10 protein-coding genes are annotated in these 20,624 nt (G+C 46.1%); all 10 read left to right on the top strand.

Annotation, left to right across the window (positions count from 1 at the left end):
• Positions 1-337 precede the first annotated feature (337 nt).
• The 10 genes from BLP63_RS07760 (at position 338) to BLP63_RS07715 (ending at position 20,444) form a co-directional block, all read left to right on the top strand.
• Complete coding sequence (locus tag BLP63_RS07760) at positions 338-1,135, top strand: FAD binding domain-containing protein (RefSeq protein ID WP_092590349.1); 798 nt, start codon at positions 338-340, stop codon at positions 1,133-1,135.
• Between the two features lie 21 nt (positions 1,136-1,156).
• Positions 1,157-1,606: a (2Fe-2S)-binding protein gene (locus BLP63_RS07755; RefSeq protein ID WP_092590348.1), complete on the top strand. Its 450-nt coding sequence runs from the start codon at positions 1,157-1,159 to the stop codon at positions 1,604-1,606.
• Positions 1,607-1,609: 3 nt separating this feature from the next.
• Positions 1,610-3,916 carry a xanthine dehydrogenase family protein molybdopterin-binding subunit gene (locus tag BLP63_RS07750; RefSeq protein ID WP_092590347.1) on the top strand — a complete coding sequence of 769 codons (2,307 nt, stop codon included), beginning with the start codon at positions 1,610-1,612 and terminating at the stop codon, positions 3,914-3,916.
• A gap of 167 nt (positions 3,917-4,083) precedes the next feature.
• Complete coding sequence (locus BLP63_RS07745) at positions 4,084-5,463, top strand: S41 family peptidase (RefSeq protein WP_170829358.1); 1,380 nt, start codon at positions 4,084-4,086, stop codon at positions 5,461-5,463.
• Positions 5,464-5,866: 403 nt separating this feature from the next.
• Positions 5,867-8,827: an S-layer homology domain-containing protein gene (locus BLP63_RS07740; RefSeq protein ID WP_092590345.1), complete on the top strand. Its 2,961-nt coding sequence runs from the start codon at positions 5,867-5,869 to the stop codon at positions 8,825-8,827.
• A 685-nt stretch (positions 8,828-9,512) separates the two neighbouring features.
• Complete coding sequence (locus BLP63_RS07735) at positions 9,513-10,571, top strand: Wzz/FepE/Etk N-terminal domain-containing protein (RefSeq protein ID WP_092590344.1); 1,059 nt, start codon at positions 9,513-9,515, stop codon at positions 10,569-10,571.
• 69 nt (positions 10,572-10,640) lie between these two features.
• Positions 10,641-12,491 carry a polysaccharide biosynthesis protein gene (locus BLP63_RS07730; RefSeq protein WP_092590343.1) on the top strand — a complete coding sequence of 617 codons (1,851 nt, stop codon included), beginning with the start codon at positions 10,641-10,643 and terminating at the stop codon, positions 12,489-12,491.
• Positions 12,492-12,662: 171 nt separating this feature from the next.
• Positions 12,663-15,455, top strand: a complete 2,793-nt coding sequence (locus BLP63_RS07725) for an Ig-like domain-containing protein (RefSeq protein WP_092590342.1) — start codon at positions 12,663-12,665, stop codon at positions 15,453-15,455.
• Between the two features lie 161 nt (positions 15,456-15,616).
• Entirely contained in the window at positions 15,617-17,458 is a 1,842-nt protein-coding gene (locus BLP63_RS07720) for an O-antigen ligase family protein (protein WP_092590341.1), read from the top strand.
• A 232-nt stretch (positions 17,459-17,690) separates the two neighbouring features.
• Complete coding sequence (locus tag BLP63_RS07715) at positions 17,691-20,444, top strand: Ig-like domain-containing protein (RefSeq protein ID WP_092590340.1); 2,754 nt, start codon at positions 17,691-17,693, stop codon at positions 20,442-20,444.
• The last annotated feature ends 180 nt before the right edge of the window (positions 20,445-20,624 follow it).

Genomic DNA, 20,624 nt, shown 5'->3' with positions numbered 1-20,624 from the left:
TTTCGCCGGCCGGATAGGTTGGCGGCGCTTCAGCCGAGCGCTGCTGCCATGAAGCCGCACATACAATGATGTCATGCCCCCCATGACAACACTGGCGGATGGGCTGAGGATCAAACCAGTCCGTCCGGCGAAAGATTCAAGAAAAACACCTTATAAGCGTCACGCAGCTGCGTTGCTGCGTAAATTGGGCTCAATCACATACCTTTTAGTATGCTCATGTCGCCCAATTTACACGCGCCTTGCATCGCGAGCTTCTAAGGCGTTTTAAGTACAACTTTGCAAGAGCTTCAACAAAACACCTTATAAGGATATCTCATCAAAAGAGGAGGATTTGCTAATGCTCACGATTCGCGAATATGCCCGTCCCAAAACCATGGACGAGGCCATGGCACTTCTGAAATCCAACAAGAAGTCCCAGGTACTCGGCGGTGGCATGCTGATGCTCAAGCTTGGCGACAAGACCATTGACCTTGGTGTCGACCTGGTAGACCTTGGCCTCGACTACATAAAGCCCATTGAGAACGCTGTAGAAATAGGCGCAATGGCCACCTTCCACGAGATTGAAACGGACCCATACCTGAAGGACTGCTTCTCCGGCATGTGGTCAGATGCCATGAAGCACATAGTAGGCGTCCAGTTCCGGAACCTCGCGACTTTAGGGGCCACGGCCTACAGCAAGTATGCCTTCTCTGATCCAAACACAGCGCTCCTTGCCCTGGATGCGGAGCTGGTCATGTACGGCGACCGTCGCATGGCGTTTGATGAATTCCTCGCGAAGCGCAAGCGAAGATTCGATATCCTTGAAAAAATTGTGATCAAGAATCCTGAAACCACTAAGGCAGCTTTTGACTCCATCCGCCGCTCCAAGGGCGATTTCGCGGTCCTGAACGCCGCCGCTTCGGTGTGTGAAGGCAAATACCGCATTTCCGTAGGCATTCGTCCGCGGGTTGCCAAGCTTGCGACCGGCGCCATGGATTACCTGAACGAGAACGGCCTCACCCCTGAGACGGCTAAAACAGCCGCTAAAATGGCAGCGGATGAGCTTGACTTTGGCACCAACCTCAGAGCCTCCGGAGAATACCGCAAAGCTGTCACCCCAGCCCTCGTCGAGCGCGTTCTGCTCAAACTGCTATAGGCCTAAGGAGGATCAGTTCTTATGAATATAACCTTGAAAGTAAATGGCAAGAAGCATACTGCTGAGATCAGCCCGGATGATTTCCTTCTCGAAACCCTCCGCAGCCTCGGCTACAAGAGCGTCAAGCGCGGCTGCGACACGGGCTCCTGCGGCCTGTGCTCTGTCCTTGTGGATGGCAAGCCCGTCCTGTCCTGCTCTTATCTCAGTGCACGTGCCGATGGTCACGAAGTCACCACCATAGAAGGTGCCGGCGAAGAAGCCAAAAAGGTCGCTTCTGCCCTTGTCGGTGAAGGCGTCGAACAGTGCGGATTCTGCAGCCCAGGCCTCGTGCTCTCTATCCTTGGCATGAAAAAAGAACTTGGTAAGGAAGCCACAGACGATCAGATCAAGAACTATCTCAACGGCAATCTCTGCCGCTGTACCGGCTACGAAGGCCAGCTCCGCGGCATTCGCAAGTATTTGGAGGTGTAGTCCATGAAGGTGATCGGAAAATCCTATGACAAGAAGGACGGCCTGCGTCTCGCCATGGGCGCGCCGGCTTATACGGAAGATCTCTATGATACCAAGGAATACCTCACTGTCAAACTGCTTCGCAGCCCTCATCCTTTTGCCAAAATCGTGAGCATTGATACTTCGGCGGCGCTTGAACTGGAAGGCGTCGTGGCGGTTTATACCCATCATGATGTTCCGAAGACCCAGTACACCCGCGCTGGCCAGAACTATCCAGAGCCGTCCAACTATGACAAGCGCATGCTGGACGAATACGTCCGCTATGTGGGGGACGAAGTGGCCATAATCGCGGCAGAAACAGAGCGCGTTGCAGAAGAAGCCATGAAGCTCATCAAGGTGGAATATGAGGTCCTGGAGCCCGTGCTGGATTCTGAAACAGCCATAGGCCATCCGTCTGTGATCCATCCAGAGGGCGTCGTCGAGAAGATCCCTTCTGGTGTTGATGTTGAGAACAATATTGCAGCGACGTATGTGCTTGCTTATGGAAATTTAGATGAAGCCTTCAGCAATTGTACCCATGTGGTGGAGCACAAATACTATACTCAGGCACAGGCCCACGTTATGATGGAGACCCACCGATCTAACGCGCATCTTGACGCCTATGACCGCCTCGTAGTGACCACCTCTACCCAGGTGCCGTTCCATGCCCGCAGAATCTTAGCGCATGCCCTCAGCATTCCGGTAGCGAAAATCCGGGTGATCAAACCAAGAATTGGCGGCGGCTTTGGTGGCAAGCAGGCCCTCCATACGGAGTTTTACACGGCTTTTGTCACCCTGAAGACCGGCCGGCCTTCCATGCTGACTTACACTCGTAAGGAAGCCTTTGAATCTACTTACACCCGCCATCCTATGGTGTTTACTTACAAGGTCGGCGCGGATGAAAACGGCATTATCCGTGCGATCAAGGTCAACGGCATCTCTGATACCGGCGCTTATGGCGAGCATGCCCGTACTGTTTTCAGCGCGGCTTGTCTCAAGGTTCTGTCCATGTACAACAAGATGGATGCCTTTGACTTTGAAGGCAACGTCGTCTATACCAACCGTACGCCGGGCGGCGCGCTCCGGGGCTATGGCACCACACAGGGTGTCTTCGCCATTGAGTCTGCCATCAATGAGCTAGCCCATGAAATGAAATTTGACCCTTGCCGGATTCGTGAGCTCAACCATACCCAGGAGGGCGAGACCCATTTGGTCTACAGGGCGTCCGGCAGCGACGGAGTCAAAAAGCCTATTAAACTCATTGAAAACAACAAAATGTCCACCTGTATTGAGCATGGCAAAAAGCTCATAGGGTGGGATGAAAAATATGGCAAGCCTATGGTCAACGGCAATAAGGCCAGAGGCGTAGGTATGGCCCTTTCCATGCAGGGCTCAGGGATTCCGAGCATTGACATGGGCGCCGCCATTATCAAGCTCAACGAGGATGGCAGCTTTAACCTCATGATGGGCGCCACGGATTTGGGCACAGGCTCAGATACAGTCTTGGCGCAAATTGCGGCAGAGGTTCTCAGTGTGCCGCTTGATAAAATCAGTGTTCATTCCTCAGATACAGATGTGACGCCGTTTGACGTCGGTGCGTACGCTTCAAGTACGACTTATATTACAGGCACTGCAGTCGTCAACGCGGCTGAGGACATCAGATCTCAGATTCTCGCTGAAGGTGCCATGATGATTGAGGAAGCCCCAGAGCAGTGTGAATATGACGGCGAGCGTGTCTTCTGCGGCGAAAAGTCCATCAATCTGGCGGACCTCGCTATGAAGCTCCTTTATGTCAAGAATCAAAAGCAGCTGGTAGGCCACGGCTCTCACGTCACGGAGAAATCTCCGCCGCCATTCTTAGCAGGCTTTGCGGAGGTTGAGGTCGACCTTGACACTGGCGAGTTTGAGATCATTGATTACGTCGCTTCTGTAGACGGTGGCGCTATTCTTAACCCTAAACTGGCCCTGATCCAGATGGAGGGCGGCCTCGTTCAAGGCATGGGCATGGCGGTCTTCGAGGATGTCAAGTTTATAGATGGCAAGCTTAAGACCAACTCACTTCTCGAGTACAAGATCCCAACCCGAAGTGATGTCCCTAAGATCACCGTAGACTTCGTTGAAAGTTATGAGCCATCTGGTCCTTTTGGCGGCAAGTCCGTGGGTGAGGTCTGCATCAATACGCCAAGTCCTGCGATTGCGGACGCCATCTTCAATGCGACGGGTGTCCGTGTCAGAAAGCTTCCGGTAACCCCTGAGAAGATCATTCTTGGCAAGCTGGGGCATGACGTATAGGCTGTTTCGTTAAAGTTCAATAAAATAATGGATCTGAGCGGGTCAAAGCTAAGTGCTTTGGCCCGTTTCGCTTGACATAATATTATTAAATTCCTCTGAAGCGTTTGCGCGGACTGAGATAAGGGGCTATAATGAGAAGTACGGACCTTGAGAGGAGGCAGAGGAAAATGAAGCGAAGCTATCGTGTCTTTATGTTGCTGATCCTGATGATCTCCCTTGTTCTGCCTGGCGGTTTTGCGGCTGAGACTGAGAGTGAGGACGCCGCGCTGCTGGACTGGATGCGGGACTACGTCAAGGAGAACTATTACCTTGAAGTTAACGACGACCAGCTGACGGAAGGCATGCTGAAGGGCATGCTGGAAACGCTGGATCCCTACAGCACTTATTTGACCAAAGATGAAATGACAGCGCTGTTCCAGAGCCTCAACAATAGCTTTGAAGGCGTCGGTATGTACTTGATCGAAGCAAAGCCTTACATACGCGTCCATAAAGTCATCCCTGACTCTCCTGCTGAAAAGGCCGGCATTTTAGCAGACGACCTGATTATCTCCGTTGACGGTGAAAGCATCCACGGACAGTCCCTCGAAGTTGTAGTAGCTAAGATCAAAGGCCCGGCGGGCACGGAAGTCAAGATAGGGATCCAAAGGCCCGGCAAAACCGGTGACCTGTCCTTTAACCTGACGCGGCAAAGAATTACCATTGAAAGTGTCACTTCAAAGGTTATAGACGGCTCTGTGGGCTATGTCAAGCTCGAAGATTTCGGCTTTGGTGTCGAGGACAAGTTCAGACAGGCTGTTTCCAGCTTTAAGAACCGGGGTATAAATAACATTGTTGTTGACCTCCGTGGCAATCCTGGCGGGTACCTGGATGCTGCGGTGGAGATAGCAGATACCTTACTTCCAATAGGCTCAAAAATTGTCACCGTGGATTACAGACGTGAGCCAGATGATACGGAATACGCAAAGCGTATTGGCTTTACTGGCGACATTGCGGTATTGATTGACGGTAAATCCGCAAGCGCCTCTGAAGTCTTGACGGCGGCACTTATAGGAAGAGAGAATGTCAGAGTCTTTGGCGAAACCAGCTATGGTAAGGGCCTGGTTCAGGAAGTCAGAAGGCTTTCAACAGGAAATGGGGTCAAGCTGACTATTGCGGAGTATTATGGCCCAAGTGGCCTTAAGATCCAGGGTGTCGGTATTACGCCGGATGTGGAGGTTATAGACTCAGGGAATGATCTTTCGCCTTTCAGGGCACTGGCACCATTTTATTACAGTGAGCCTCTGAAAGTCGGGGAGACTTCCGTTTCAGCCTTCGCTCTACAGCAAAGGCTGAGTCTGTTAGGGTATGAGGTTCAGCACACGGGTGTGTTCGACCGAGACACACAGCAGGCACTTTTTAGTTATGAAAATGCTTCAAATTATCCAGCAGATGGAATTTTGGATGAGATTGTTAAAAAATCTATTGATCGCGCCATTTTCGAACGCTATAATCAAGTTGTGGCTGACGAGCCTCTCCAAAAAAGCCTGGAGTGGTTGAAAATACAATAATCCACATTATACACAGAATGCACAAATAAATTTATATGGAATTTGTAACTTATCCACAAAATCCACAAGCTCTATTGTAACGCTTAATTTACACAAATTGCTACACCTGTTGGCATTTGCGGCTTCGGCCGTTTTGCGATATGTAATATAACTGTAACGGGCAATATCCTGAATCTGGGGTATAATTAACCGTGTAGAGCTTTGTAACAGCTCATTTTACAGTTGTGTTACAAAACATTTGGTCGGTTGCTCCACATCCTTCCAAATGGTATAATCTGTTGCAGAAGGTGGAGTTTCAATAAACTCTGCATCAGGTGAACTAGTCGACAGCCTCTGAGAAGGGTAAGGCTGAAGACGCAGTACAATACCCTTCACACACTCATTATAAGGGAGGAATTTGCAGATGAAGAGAGTACTTTCTCTCGTCCTGGCACTCGTGTTAGTGTTAGGGATGATCCCAATGGGCTTTGCTGACGGTCACACCGCTGGCGAAATGCTTAAGGGATACGGTATCATTGTAGGTGACGAAACTGGTGACCTCAATGAAGATCAAAACTTGAACCGCGCAGAAATGATGGTAGTATTGGCTAGAATGATGGGTAAAGGCGCAGAAGCTGAAGCTTTCGCACTTCCATCAACTTTCACTGACCTCGCAAGTTTCGGTTGGGCAGTTCCATGGGTTGCTTACGCTGAAATGAACGAGTGGACTGCAGGCGTTGGCGCTAACATGTTCAACCCAGCAGGCAACGTAACTGCTCAAGAAGCTGCGGTATTCCTGCTTAAGGCTCTTGGCTACGAAGCTGACGTTGACTTCAACTGGGATAACGCAGTTGAGTTCGCTACAGCTAAAGGCCTCTTTGCTGGCGTAGACACTGCTGAAAAAAGCCCTATCCTTCGTGGTGATCTCTTCACTATGATGGTAACTGCTCTTAACACTGAAGTTAAAGATGGTTCCGAGCTTCTCGGGATTAAGCTTGGCTACATGGAAGTTACGGAGCTTGAGGTTGTTTCTGTTAAGGCTCTTAACCTCGTACAAGTAGAAGTTAAGTTCAACATGCCTGTTGATGAGGAATCTGCTGAAGATTTTGAGAACTACATTTTGACTGATGAAGACGGCGATGACATCTTCACAGATGCTGAGTGGGAAGAAGCTGCTTTCTCACTTCAAAGCGACGAAAAAACTGTCGTCATTACTATGATTGGTGCTCTTGAAGTTGATTCCGATTACGAAATCGATCAACAAGACGAAGCTATCTTAGAAATCGATGGTGTTAAAAGCGCTGATGAAGAGCTTTCAATTGATGACTATGTAAGTGATGTTTTCGAATTTGGCGACATTACGATTCCAAAAGCAACAAAAGCAGAAGTTATTGGTAATGATACAATCAAAGTTTACTTCAGTGAGCCAGTTGTAAGTGTTTCTGATGATGACTTTGAAGTAGAAGATGGCGATTATATTATTGAAGATGCGTATCTTGTCAACAATAATACTGAAGCAAATGTTGTTCTTTACTCTGAATTAGAAGAAGGCAAGATTACTATTGAAGTTAGTGGTATGGAAGATTTTGCTGGCTTCAACGTTGTCAAAACAGTATTCGAAATTGATGTTGTTGAGGATAATGATGCGCCAGTGGTAACTGGTTACACTGATGCAAAAACTAAGGAAGTAACACTCATTTTCAATGAAGATATCGAAGAACTTTTCGATAACGATGACTACGATTTTGACTATGAATACTTCTATCATACTAACTCAAACAACGTAGTTGGTAATGCAGAAGCTCTTGCTGATGATGCGGATTTCGTACCATTCGTTATTGATGGCAATGAGTTAACGCTTGACTTCACTGATAATCCACTTCCAGAAGGTACTGCTTATGTATACGTCGCAGCTGATGCAGTTCAAGATTTCTGGGAAAATGCAAACAACAAAATTGTAACTAAAGTTGAAATCACAGTTGACAATACAGCGCCAGTTCTTGAAGCTATTGACGTTGATCTTGCTGACAATGATGTTGACGTTGAAATCACACTTGAGTTCTCTGAAGACATCGCTTACGATACAATTGATGATGATGCTTTCATGATTGTTGATGAAGATGGTGATGAAGTTGGCTTTGATGTGGAAAACTACTCAGCTGATACTGACGAAATTGTTATTACCTTAGACGACCCAGCTGATGAAGTTTCTGGAGAATTCAAAATTACTGTTCAAGACCTCGAAGATACTTCAAACAACGAAATTGTAAAAGTTACAAAAACATTCGCAGTGGATGATCTTGCAGCACCAGTTATTGAAGAGTTTGTTGCTACACTCTACAATCCTGGTGATGACGATCAAATGATCAAAATTGACTTCGATGAGAAAATGGCCACAGAAGGCGCTTACTCTGTACTTAATATCGAAAAGTATATGGTATATGTAGCTGGAGAAGGTTTTGTCGAGCTCAGTGATTTGGATGTAACCCCAGAAATCAAGCTCGTTGATAATGGCGAAGCAATTGAAATCTTGATTGCATCCACAGAAGATGATGAAGATGGTGTGAATCTTGTAGCTGGTACTGATTACTTGCAAATTGGTAGAGTTGCTGATGAAGCTGGTAATAAAGCCACTACTCTTTCAGGAACAATTGATCTTAAATCTGCTGGCAACGTTTATGTAGATAGCTTTGAAGTTACTGGTGAAAATACGGTTGTTATTACTTTCGACGACAAGCTTACTACTTTTAAAGCTGCTGATCTGAAGTTCTATGCAGGAACAACAACTGATACACCTCTTGCTTATAGTAGAATTAGTACTTCAGTCAACTCAGACAATGATACAGTTGTTACTGTAAAATTGGTTGAAGATATTGACTACAACGCAAAACTCGTTGTTGCTAATGAATTCGTTGTACTCAAGATTGTAGATAATGAGTCTGAAAACTACTATGGTGAGTCGATTGCATTTGAGACAGGCGACTACATGGAAGCTGACGACGCATATGCACCTGAAATTGCTGAATTTGATGCAGATGAAGATGAAGATCTTTATGTAGGTACTGCTCCAAATGAAGACGATGCAAAAGTATTGATCCAGTACACTTCTGATACATCAATAACTCTTGCTACTATTACAATCGAATTCACTGAGAATATTGCTCAAGATTCACTTTCAAGACTCGCATTCTCTGTTGCTGATGCGAAAGTGATCTCAGTAGATTCCGATGGTACAAATGTTGTAACAATTGAAATCGAAGCTGAAAGTGGCGAAACTTTCGATGGTGATGAGCGATTGGTTGTAACTCAAAAGTATGCTGTATCTGATATGGCAGATAATGAGTTCAAGTCTTCAACTACGCTTAGACCTTTTGTTCTTAAGTAATTGAGGAAAGATTTAGAATAAATGTATTAGAAATGGCCTCTGTCAATTTGACAGGGGCCATTTTTGTATTGCGCCCCCCATGGGCAATAACTTGGTGGTGCAAGTCCACTACGCGCTCGGTAGCAGGAAGCGTTAGCTGAAGGCAAGGGCGACCATCGCGAGGTGGAGTCTGAAGGAAGCCGGAGGCAAAGTCCCGGGCCGACGAACAGAAACCGCAAGATGGCCTGTCGATGGCCTGTACCTGTCACCGTCAGTGAAATTGCGGAAGTTGTTAATAATTTTATGTAGTGATTGCAAGGCATGTAGAGAAAAGTCAGAGTAAAAGACGGGCTTGGGTGACAGGTACAAATAGCGAAGATGGTGAAATTGTTTTCAATTCAATTTGAATCTGAATTAAGACAGTCATTCAACCGACAAGCGTAGAGTTAACACTTTTATCGATCCGTTGTTGAACGGAGTGAAATAAATCAGACTCTTCAAACACCCAATTCGTTTGAAGAGTCTTTCTTCATGTCTAATGAAATCAGTAACCCTCACATTTTTGTTGCCTGATTTAAAATTAACAGAACTATTAAATTGAATGCAAATGGCTGTATTGCGCTGTTAAACTATGGTAAACTGTAATAGTGCTAAAAGCAGATTGGCTGTTTTAGAATAAAATCCAAAGGAAAAGCTGGAGGAAGATATGCAGAATTCGAGTGAAAGACATGAAATGAATCATAATGACTATGATGAGATCAGCCTTAAGGAGTTGATTCTTTCCATATGGAGTGAGCGTAAGCTGATCGCTGTTATCTTAGCGGTTACGGTTGTTTTAACGGGGATTTATACCTTTGTGATTGCGAGTCCTCAATATGAAACAACAAGTGTCTTGATTATTAAGAAGCCTGTTGAAACTTCTACACCATATGGTACCTATACGTTCCCTTCAGAAAACATTAATGACTACATACAGTTTATCTATAGTAATGAGGTTTCTGACCGCATCATAGCGAAGCATGGTTTTGATATTTCAAGCAAATCTTTTAAAAATATGATTACTATAACCCAGGATAAGGATGCCAATCGTTTTCAAGTCACAGTCAAGAACGAAGACCCGGAGATGGCCTATCAGATCAATAACGACTTAATCAATCAATACGTTGACAGCTTAAGATTGACTTATAAGAAACAAGCTCTGGAGAGTTTTATTTTCGATTATCAATCACAGATTGAAAGCTTAAATAATTCCATTGAATATAAAGAAGCCATTTTGGCAGAAACAAGTGTTTTGCTCAGCACTTTGGAGCCTGTTATTACGCTACAAAAAATGCTTTCCTCAGACCCCATTGCAGCAGCAGCCTACGCAGACCGTAGAAACCTTGATTTAGCCAGCCTGTCTGATGATGTTATGACTGAGGAAATTAAAAATGACAGCTATTTTAATGTGGAGGCTCAAGTGGTCAATACTGAGGTTGAGCTGATCAATTTGAGACAAAGCCTTAATAATAAAAATGAATTGCTTGGTGAGTTGAGTAAAGAGCTTGAGAATTACAACAGCTTGATTACTACAGAAAATGAATCACAGCTACTGAATGGCAAGCTGGATGTCATGGCACAAAATGTCTTTGTTACCTCAAAACCATACCAGCCGGATAGTCCTGTAGCGCCGAGAAAAGCTTTAAATATGGCCATTGGATTAGTATTAGGTATGATGCTGGGCGTATTCATGGGACTCTTCAAAGCCTACTGGAAGAACAGCTAAGATAATTTTATAATATTCGAGATCAGCAAAGGTTAGACATCAAAAGTTGATTTATGAGAAGGTGGTAAAGTGAAACGCAGAATCAGAACAGCATATTTAGTGGCAGTGGATGTTGGACTGCTAGTACTTTCACTCTTCTTGTCCTTTCTCATTCGCTTTGAAGGTACATTTCCAGCAGAATATTTTGATTTGGCAGATCGTTTCCTGGTTAACGTCATTATTATAAAAATTGTGGTGCTTTTCCTGTTTGGTCTATACAACAGTCTGTGGGAATACGCGTCCATTGAAGAGTTGCTCAAGATATCCGCTGCTTCAGTGGTAGCCAATACAGTCATGCTGTCGTTTTTATTCTTGCTTGAAACTCGAATCCCTCGGAGTATTTACATCATTGTTTCAATTCTTGACGTTATGTTTATTGGTGGCGTCAGGTTGAGCTACAGAATGATGAGGCGGATGAAAAATCAAGGGAGTATTTTTAAACGGTCCATTAAGAAACGCGTCATGATCGTTGGAGCTGGTGATGCTGGGGCCTTGGTGATCAAGGAGCTAAAACGCCACAGGGATCTTAATATGAAGCCTGTTATTGCCATGGATGATGACAGTATGAAGTGGGGCAAGAGCATTCAAGGTGTTACAGTAAGGGCAGGAACAAAAGAAATATCCCGTACTGCCAAGAGTAAGCATATAGATGAAATCATTATTGCGATTCCATCCGCGTCTAAGCGAGATATTGCTGCGATCGTTCATGAATGTAAAAAGACAGATTGCGAACTCAAGATACTGCCTGGTGTCTATGAGCTCATCAATGGTCAGGTCAGCATCTCGGAGATTCGAAATATTGAAATCGAAGATCTGCTCGGTCGGGACGAGGTTAATCTAGATATTGGTGATTTGCAAGCGCTGCTCTCAGGTAAGACCGTCATGGTTACCGGCGGCGCCGGATCCATAGGTTCAGAGTTAGCGAGACAAATAGTGAAATATAAGCCTCAGCAACTTATTCTCCTTGATATCAATGAAAATGGACTTTTTCAAATTCAGCATGAGTTAAAGCGCAGTACGGATAAAAATAAAATTGCAGTCCCCGTAGAGGTCTTAATTGCCTCTATAAGAGATAGAAAACGGATTGAGAAAATCTTTGCGCAGTATCAGCCTCGAGTCATTTTTCATGCTGCGGCCCATAAGCACGTGCCCCTCATGGAAGAAAGCCCTTATGAAGCGATTAAGAATAATGTCTTTGGGACACAAAATCTTGTAGAATTATCAGATCAATATCACGTGGAGACCTTTGTTCAAATCTCAACAGATAAAGCTGTCAACCCAACCAACGTCATGGGTGCTACAAAACGCATCTGTGAAATGCTGATTCAGACCCAGAATCCTGTCAGCAAGACGGAATTTGTTGCGGTCAGATTTGGGAATGTCCTTGGCAGCAATGGCAGTGTCATACCGCTGTTCAAGCAACAAATTGAAGCAGGTGGCCCGGTAACGGTCACCCATCCGGATATCACGCGTTACTTCATGACCATACCAGAAGCAGCTCAGTTGGTCCTTCAGGCCGGTGCCATGGCGAAGGGCGGCGAGATCTTTATATTGGATATGGGTGAACCTGTCAAGATTTTGACGTTGGCAGAGGACCTTATACGGCTTTCAGGCTTCATCCCTTACGAAGATATGGAAATTGAAATTACAGGTCTCAGACCGGGGGAAAAGCTCTACGAAGAGCTGCTTCTTAAAGAAGAAGGTCTTCTTGAAACACGTCATGATAAGATTTATATTGGAAGACCTCTTGCGGTTAGTCCAGAACAGCTAAAAACCCAGTTAAACCAGCTTGAAGATATGATTGACGAGGAAAGTGATCAAGCACTTAAGCAGATTCTAAGAACAATCGTCCCAACTTACCAGGACCAGCCAGCAGGATAAAATCAAAAACTGTTCTATTAAGGTTTTCTTAATCTTGTCTTACAATTCGATATCATTTGTCAAAACGACGAAATAACCCTGTTTTTAAGGGTATAATATAAGAGTACGAGTCTTCTCTTTACACAACCAGCTATTTAGATTGAACCTTATTTAAGAGGAGGAATTTTGATTATGAAGAGATTTATCGCGCTAATCATGGTCGTGATGCTATTGATTGGCATCATGCCAGCATCCATGGCAGCCACAAAGACAGCGGGCGAGGAGCTTCGCGACTTAGGCTTGCTTAAGGGTGACACCTACGGGAACCTGATGGAAGACAAGTATCTCACGCGTTCGGAGATGATGGTCATTCTCGCCAGAATGCTGGGCGAATTTGATGAAGCAGAAAACTACAAACTTAAATCAACCTTTACAGACGGGAACAACCACTGGGCAGAGCGCTATGTCGCTTATGCTCAAATGCGCGGCTGGACCAGCGGCATGGGCAACAATGAGTTTGGCTATGAAATGAAGCACACTGCTCAGCAAGCCGCCGTCTTCATGCTGAAGACCCTTGGCTACATTGCTGATACGGACTTTACTTGGACAAACGCTTTCCAAAAAGCAACCCAGCTCGACCTTTTTGATGATGTTGATGTTGAGCCAGCTGAGGATATCTTAAGAGGCGACTTGTTCCGCGTTATGATGCGCACTCTAAACACCAAGATGAAGGGCGAGACTAAAACCCTTGGTGAGACCCTTGGCATTATGGGCACCGTGCCACTTAAGATACAGTCCGTCAAAGCGAACGGTTTGATTCAGGTCCTGGTTGAGTTCAACGCTAATACTTGGGCTGATGAAGATGCGCTTGTCAACGTTGACAACTACATTTTCGAAGACCAGGATGGTGACGAGCTTCTGGATATGAATGATGATCCAGTAGTGATCGATGACATCACGGTCAATGATAAGGTTGTAACCATTACTTTCGAAGAGCCGGTTGAGCAACAAGCCCAAGCGAACCTCACCATCAAAGAAGAGATCCTTCCTGTAGAAGCGGACTTTGACTTCAATTTCTTTGACACAAAACCGCCAGTTGCGACATCCGCAGCAGTGGTTGGCAAAGAAACCATTAAAGTCATCTTTAGTGAGCCGGTCAATCCTGCAACCGTAAGCGCTAGCGACTTTGAAGTAGAAGATGGGGACATGTTTATCAGAGGCGTTAACCTGATGAACAATAACACAGAAGTTAATGTGGAGCTTTATGCAGAGCTTGAAGCGGGTACAATCGAAGTCGCTGTAGGCAGCGGGATCGAAGACTTCGCTGGATTCAAGACAAGCGCAACGACTTTTGACGTTCGCGTTGTTGTAGATACGACGCCGCCAACGGTTTCGGGCTACAAAGATGTATCAAAGACAGGCGTTACCTTAATCTTCAATGAAGATATTGTTTTAACGGATGATTATGAAGCGAGCTCCAGCATCTATCATACGAATGGCAGCAATCTCGCTGCGCCAATCTCCGCTGATGACATTGACGGAAAAGAACTGAAGCTTAATTTTGCATCGAATGAGATGCCTGAAGGCAATGCTTATCTCTATGTTTTAGCAGATACCTTTATGGACCTTTGGGATAATGAAAACAATAAGTTGACAATCCTTGTCAAAGTCGCTGCTGACGAAGTAAAGCCAACGCTTACTGGCATCAGCGTCATTGACGAAGAAGAGATTGAACTGATCTTTAGCGAAACAGTAGATGAAGACTCCGCTGAAGACCTTGAGAACTATGTTCTTCAAAACAGCTCTGGCTCAGAGCTTGAGGATATGATCGACAGTGCTGTCAGAGGCACTGGGGACGATACGGATACTGTAACGCTTCGCTTTGATGAACCACTTCTTGGCACTTACAAGCTTGTTGTTCAAGATGTCGAAGACTTATCTGGCAATGAAATTACTAAAGTAACGAGATCGTTCACTGTCACGGATATGACAGATCCAATTGCTTCTGATTTCAGCGCCAAACTGTACAATCCGGATGCGGATGTTCAAATCATAGTCGTACGTTTTGGTGAAGCTATGGCGACATCAGGCAAATATGCCGTCAATGATCTTGAGAAATACGTGCTTGAGGATGATGATTTCCTTTCAGAGCTTGATGATGTTACGATCACTATGATTGAAAGCAATAAGGCTGTCGAGATAAAGATCCCTGAAGACAGCCTCGACCTTCAAGACGATCAAAGCTACAAGCTCGAAATTGGAAGAGTTGCAGACGCAGCTGGCAACTATACTATAGCTATGGTCAATGAATTGACGATTGATGATGCAGGACTTGTTCGCGTAGAATCCGCAGAATTGGTATCTTCAACTAAGGTTGAGGTTACTTTCGAAGATCGACTCACGAGCATTGATAACTCAGACTTTGTTGTCTATGCGGATGAGAACGGTGACAACGGCTACGACGCAGACGAGAAGCTCACTGTAACGAGAGTCTCTTCCTCAGTTAATAGTGATGGAAATACCGTACTGACTTTCACCCTTGCCAGCAAGGTGGATACAGATGCAAAATCTGTGGATGATGGTGATGATATTGCTTTTGCGATCATTGATCAATCATCGAAAAATCAGTACAACGAAGTCGTTGAAGAATATGACAACGTCCTTGTCGACGCAGCACCACCGGAAGTTGAAGAAGTTTACTTTATTAACTCAGATGAAATTCTGGTTGTACTGACGGAAGAGCTTGAAGGCGGCACCTTCGCCCCATCCGGCAAAAACGGCTTCACCACAACCAGTGGCACTCTTGATACCGCTACAAAGTATGGAGATCGCAGCATTCTCTTGACCTCTGATGAGGATGAATCCGACTTCACAATCAATACCAACGTCTACTACAACGAAGCAGCTGGCATTGCAGACCTCGAAGGCCTTATGCTGGAAAGCTTCTCTAAGACAGACGCTTTGGAGCAAGGCGAAGATCTATAATTCTATCGAGTTAATTTAAGAGGGTTGAAGCTTTTGAGGGTCTGCCTCAAAGCTTCAACCTTTTTTCTTTGTTTTTAACCCACTTAGCATTTCAGTGAAGCCATAAGTTTGGTAAGATATTGGTAGATCTTCACAGTTTGACAATCAGGAGGGAACACCCGTTGAAAAAAGCACACTCCAAAAATCCATCGGCAAAAACTAAAAATAAAATTAAGACCTCACGCACCCCAAGGACGCCAGGTGCAAGTAAAGGGATTATGATCGCTTTATTTTTGATCCTCGCCATCATTCCCATCATTGTTCGGCTGAAGGTCGTTGACCTCACCGCCTATGCAGAGAGTCCATGGGTGAGTGACGTCGACTATGACTTTTTCTCTTATTACAAAAGCAGAATTTTGATATCAATCACCTTCTTGATGACTGCGGTATTTGTCTTTGATCGATCCTCCCATGGCAATCCTCATGAGAAAAAGCCTTTGGACCTGAGCATCTTAGTCTTTATGGTGACGGTGCTTTTCTCAGCGGTGTTATCTGAATTCGTCAGCCTGTCTTTCTGGGGCTTCAGAGGCAGATATGAAGGTGCTTTAGTCCTGTGGTCTTACATGCTCATCCTGTTTATAGGTTCAAAATATACCTATGACGAAAAGCAGCTTAAGCTTCTTCTCAAGGGCCTGTACTTTTCTGTTGCTGTGGTTGGAACCATAGGCATCTTTCAGTTCTTTAAAATGGACCTGTTCAAAACGGAAATTGGCAAGACCCTCATTGTACCTATGCAGTACTTGAAATCCGGTGCGGAGATCACCATTAGAATGGCGGAAACGCAGATCTACAGTACCCTGCAAAACTCAAACTACATGGGAAGCTTCATTGCGCTCCTGGCGCCGCTGCTTCTAACCCTGGTCTTTTTCATTCACGACCTCCGGCACAAGCTTCTGGTGACGGCGCTCTTCGCTCTGAGCATGGCCAATCTCTTTGGCTCCAGATCCAGGGCAGGCATCATAGGCGTTTCTGTGGCTGCTGTCGTCATGCTGATTATGTTCCGCCGGGAACTGTTCAAGCGCTGGAAGGTTACACTTGTGGTCGTAGTCATTATAGCCGGCGTTGTGACCTCCATGAATACGGCTCTGGAGGGCCTCATCTACAAGCGGATCTTAGCGACGATCAACAGCCTGGCACCGGCGGAAAATCTCTATGGTGCCCAGCAGGCGACCTCTGAGGACAATGTGCTGAGGCTGGAGCTCCAGGAAGACCCGCTGTTCATCAAATTTGACAACGATCAGCTCTATTTCATGGACGCAGAGGATACGGTCCTTGAAGCCGTGAAGGGCGAAAAAGAATATACTTTGAATGATCCACGCTTCAGTAACTTCAAGTTCGATATTACCATGGCCACGGAAGAGATGCCTATGGTGACGGTGCGCTACCATAGAGTCACGCTGAAATATTTGTTCCTGGAAGACGAAGTACGCTATGTCAATCACGCGGACGTGGCGGTAAAAATCAATCCAATAGAAAAATGGGGCTTCGTAGGCCAGGAGCGTCTGGGCTCCTCAAGGGGTTATATCTGGTCCAGAACCATTCCTATGCTGAGGGATACCCTGCTGATTGGCCACGGCCCGGACACCTATATGCTCTACTTCCCGCAGGATGATTACATTGGCAAGCAGATTGCCTACAGCACCACGGGTATGGTGACGGACAAACCTCACAACATGTACCTGCATACAGCCGTTAATACTGGAGTTCTGTCCCTCCTGGCACAGCTTGTGATCTTTGGCCTCTATATTGCGCAAAGCATGAAGCTATACTTCAAGAATAGCTACGAAGACTTCAGGGCTCAGCTGGGCGTGGGGATCTTCCTTGGCGTCGTGGGCTACCTTGGCGCAGGGCTGTTCAATGATGCCATTGTATCCATTGCGCCGGTATTTTGGGCGCTGTTGGGGATAGGCTTTAGCCTCAACCAAAGCCTGTTAAAGGAAAGAAAAGAAGCCTTATCCGCATAGAGATAGTATTCAGTATTGTGATGCATGGCTTTAAAGTTAAAGCTGTAATATTTACACCCTCTTTGATTAATAATTAACAAATTAGGTATTAATAGACTGAAGAGGGTAACTTCACGACAAACTCAGATTAGACGCAGGAATCACGAAGTGGAACCAACCTTCTGATTTTTGCGTCTAATGCTTTGCAAGCAGTAAAGTTACCCCGTTATTTTTACCCAAGGAGGGTTATGACATGAAACGCCTTATTTCTATGTTATTGGTATTAATTCTGGCCATGGGTATCATTCCAACCGGCTTTGCGGCCGAGATGACTGCCGGAGAGACACTGAGGTCTCTGGGACTCGTTGTAGGCTATGAAGATGGCGACCTTGCGGAGGACGAGTTCCTGACCCGCACAGAAATGATGGTCATTTTGGCGAGAATGCTCGGGGAGTATAACGAAGCCTTCCGCTGGACGAGACAATCCACCTTTTCTGACCGCAGCAACCACTGGGGAGAGCGCTACGTGGCCTATGCCCAGTATAAAGGCTGGACCGCAGGTATTGGCGATAACAAGTTTGGCTATGAGCAGAAGCACACTGTCCAGGAAGCCAGCGTCTTTATGCTGAAGGCTTTGGGCTATACCGCACCAGCGGACTTCACCTGGGAGACTGCTTACACCAAGGCAAAAGCCCTTGGCTTGTTTGAAGGCCTGTCATTAAGAGAAACCAACAGCATTTACAGAGGCCAGTTGTTCGAGACTATGCTGAACACCCTGCTGACGGACATGAAGGGACAGACCTACATGCTCGGACAAAAGCTCGACGTGCTGACGCCGGACATGATCCCATTTGAGGTCGAAGACGTCTCTTCCAATAATCTTAGAGAGATCAAAGTGGTCTTCTCAAAAGAAGTGGACGAGGATACTCTTTCAAGCTCTGACTTTTCCATTTCAGGACGGACGGCGACACCAGAGCTTCAAAATGATGGCGTTACGGTCATTCTGGAACTGTCAAGTGCACTCTCCAACGACACGAGATATAGCTTGACCATCAGCGGTATTCGCTCTGAGGATGGGACTTCTCTCTCCCGCGTCACCAAGACGTTCACGTCAGATGATGACATTGATCCAGAGCTTGAACGCGCAAGGCTCCTTGGGCCTGCCTATGTGGAGCTGACCTTTTCTGAGCCAATCAAAACCGCTGGAACAGTCCAGGTTTATGATGGCAGGACGTCCTATACGTCATCCGCTTCCTTTGCTGAGCTCGGTAGTGATACCATCATTGTCAGACTGAGCAAAGCTTTAGTGAATAACAGAACCTACGAGTTCAGGATCAAGAGCTTCCGGGACTATGCAGGCAACTACAGCGACGCTGAAGAAGTCGACCTGATCTACAAACCGGCGTCCTATGACCCAACAGCAAAAATTATAAAAGCCACACAGACCTACGTCCATGTGGAATTCAGTGACGTGGTCAGCGGACTGACCAAGGCGCATTTCTACCATACGTCAACAGCCAAAGTGCCTCTTGGGATTTACTCCAACGCTGCTATGACCACCGCCATTTCCACCAGCACCAAAGTGGAAGACGTGTATGTAAAGTTTGCTGACGCATCAGGCAGCACCCTTACAGGGAATCCACTGCCTTCCGGATCCGCGACTGTTTATATCAAAGAGCTTGGCGCTTCAAATGTCAAAATTGTGGATGAATACGGCAATGCTTATCTTGGCGGCAGTTATTCCGTCACCGTGACGGCAGACACGACCAAGCCTTCCGTGACCAAGCTTTCGGTTTCGTCCTCCAGCTCGACTTCGACGAAGCTTGCTATTGAGTTCAGCGAGAGCGTCAAATTCAGCGGAACGAATATTGAAGTGCGAAATCCGGATGATTCTGTGATCACAGGTTTGTCCGTGGCAGTGACCGGCTCAGGGAATGTCTATTCCGCGAACCTGACCGGGGTCAACCTGACCGGCAAATCCATTGAAGTGACCATTCGAAATGTTGAGGATCTTGCCATTGTGCCAAATGTATTGACCTCCTACTCCAAAACCCTTTCCGTCGCGGATTCAACCGCGCCACGGGTTACGGAAGTTCGTCAGGATACCTCTAAAAAAGAGCTCTATGTGACCTTCAGTGAGCCTGTGACCTCAGCAACTGCGCTTAACGAAGACAACTATGTGATCCTTTCTGGAAGCACGACAGACCGTCTCAATAACAATCCTGTCTTCATCAGTGGTGAGACCAAAGTGAAACTGTCGCTGACAGATTCAGAATTCACACTTTCTCAAAGAACAGGTGCAGATCTGAGAATTTCCGGCATCAAGGACTACGCCGGCAATACCATGAGCACCTATACACTTGAGTTTGACGACATTGAAGATTTACTGGGACCAGCACCTGAGGTGGAGGGCGCTGAGGCGGTTGACCTGAATACCGTCAAAGTGACCTTTGATCAAAAACTGACGACCGTGGATATAGATGCCTTTAAAATCCTGATAGGATCCACGGAATACGCACCAGATGAAATTCAGACCTCCACCAACAGCGCAGGCGACACGGTTGTACTGTTAACATCGCCAAGGGCGCTGCCATACGATGCAACAGATGTTAAGCTAAAAATTGACAGCAATGCCACAGACCGCATTTTAGAAAACGGAGACGGTCAGCTTGTGGCAGACGTGACAGTCAGCGTTGAGGACAAAATTGCCCCAGCCCTTGATGTCATTGAAGGTGGGGATCACGACGGCGAATACAACGTGACCATTGCAGGCGACAAGATTTCCATTGTGTTCACGGAAAGCATTAAAGCCAGCTCTGTGACTACGTCGACCTTCAAGGTTTCCGCGGGCTCTATTACAGCAGTGGGCACCAACGGCAGCATTGTGAGCCTGACACTGAACAACACACCACCGAGTGTTCCAACCGTGACGCAAAGCACAAATGTTTTGGATGGCAATAACAATCCGTTTAGAACGACTGAAACATTGACGCCAATTCAGCAATAAGGATCGTTCAGAACTGATTTATTAGCCCCGGCGCAAGCTGGGGCTATTCTTATAAGTTAAACGGTCGAATGACGCTTTGCTGTCACGATTATTAACTTGAACAAAGTGAATATTCACTTTCAAGGTGAACATTCAGTAAATATTCAGTGAACGTTCAGTTAATATTCACCGGACGTTCAC

It is taken from the genome of Acidaminobacter hydrogenoformans DSM 2784 (assembly GCF_900103005.1).
In the GTDB taxonomy this organism is placed as follows: Bacteria; Bacillota; Clostridia; order Peptostreptococcales; family Acidaminobacteraceae; genus Acidaminobacter; species Acidaminobacter hydrogenoformans.
Note: the sequence above shows the minus strand (reverse complement) of the source record. Positions and strands in the feature narration are given on the sequence as shown.

Excerpts from the sequence above, each read along its gene's own strand:
- BLP63_RS07745 (WP_170829358.1), top strand. The coding sequence starts at position 4,084 with ATGAAGCGAAGCTATCGTGTCTTTATGTTGCTGATCCTGATGATCTCC.
- BLP63_RS07750 (WP_092590347.1), top strand. The coding sequence starts at position 1,610 with ATGAAGGTGATCGGAAAATCCTATGACAAGAAGGACGGCCTGCGTCTC.
- BLP63_RS07760 (WP_092590349.1), top strand. The coding sequence starts at position 338 with ATGCTCACGATTCGCGAATATGCCCGTCCCAAAACCATGGACGAGGCC.
- BLP63_RS07740 (WP_092590345.1), top strand. The coding sequence starts at position 5,867 with ATGAAGAGAGTACTTTCTCTCGTCCTGGCACTCGTGTTAGTGTTAGGG.
- BLP63_RS07715 (WP_092590340.1), top strand. The coding sequence starts at position 17,691 with ATGAAACGCCTTATTTCTATGTTATTGGTATTAATTCTGGCCATGGGT.
- BLP63_RS07725 (WP_092590342.1), top strand. The coding sequence starts at position 12,663 with ATGAAGAGATTTATCGCGCTAATCATGGTCGTGATGCTATTGATTGGC.
- BLP63_RS07735 (WP_092590344.1), top strand. The coding sequence starts at position 9,513 with ATGCAGAATTCGAGTGAAAGACATGAAATGAATCATAATGACTATGAT.
- BLP63_RS07755 (WP_092590348.1), top strand. The coding sequence starts at position 1,157 with ATGAATATAACCTTGAAAGTAAATGGCAAGAAGCATACTGCTGAGATC.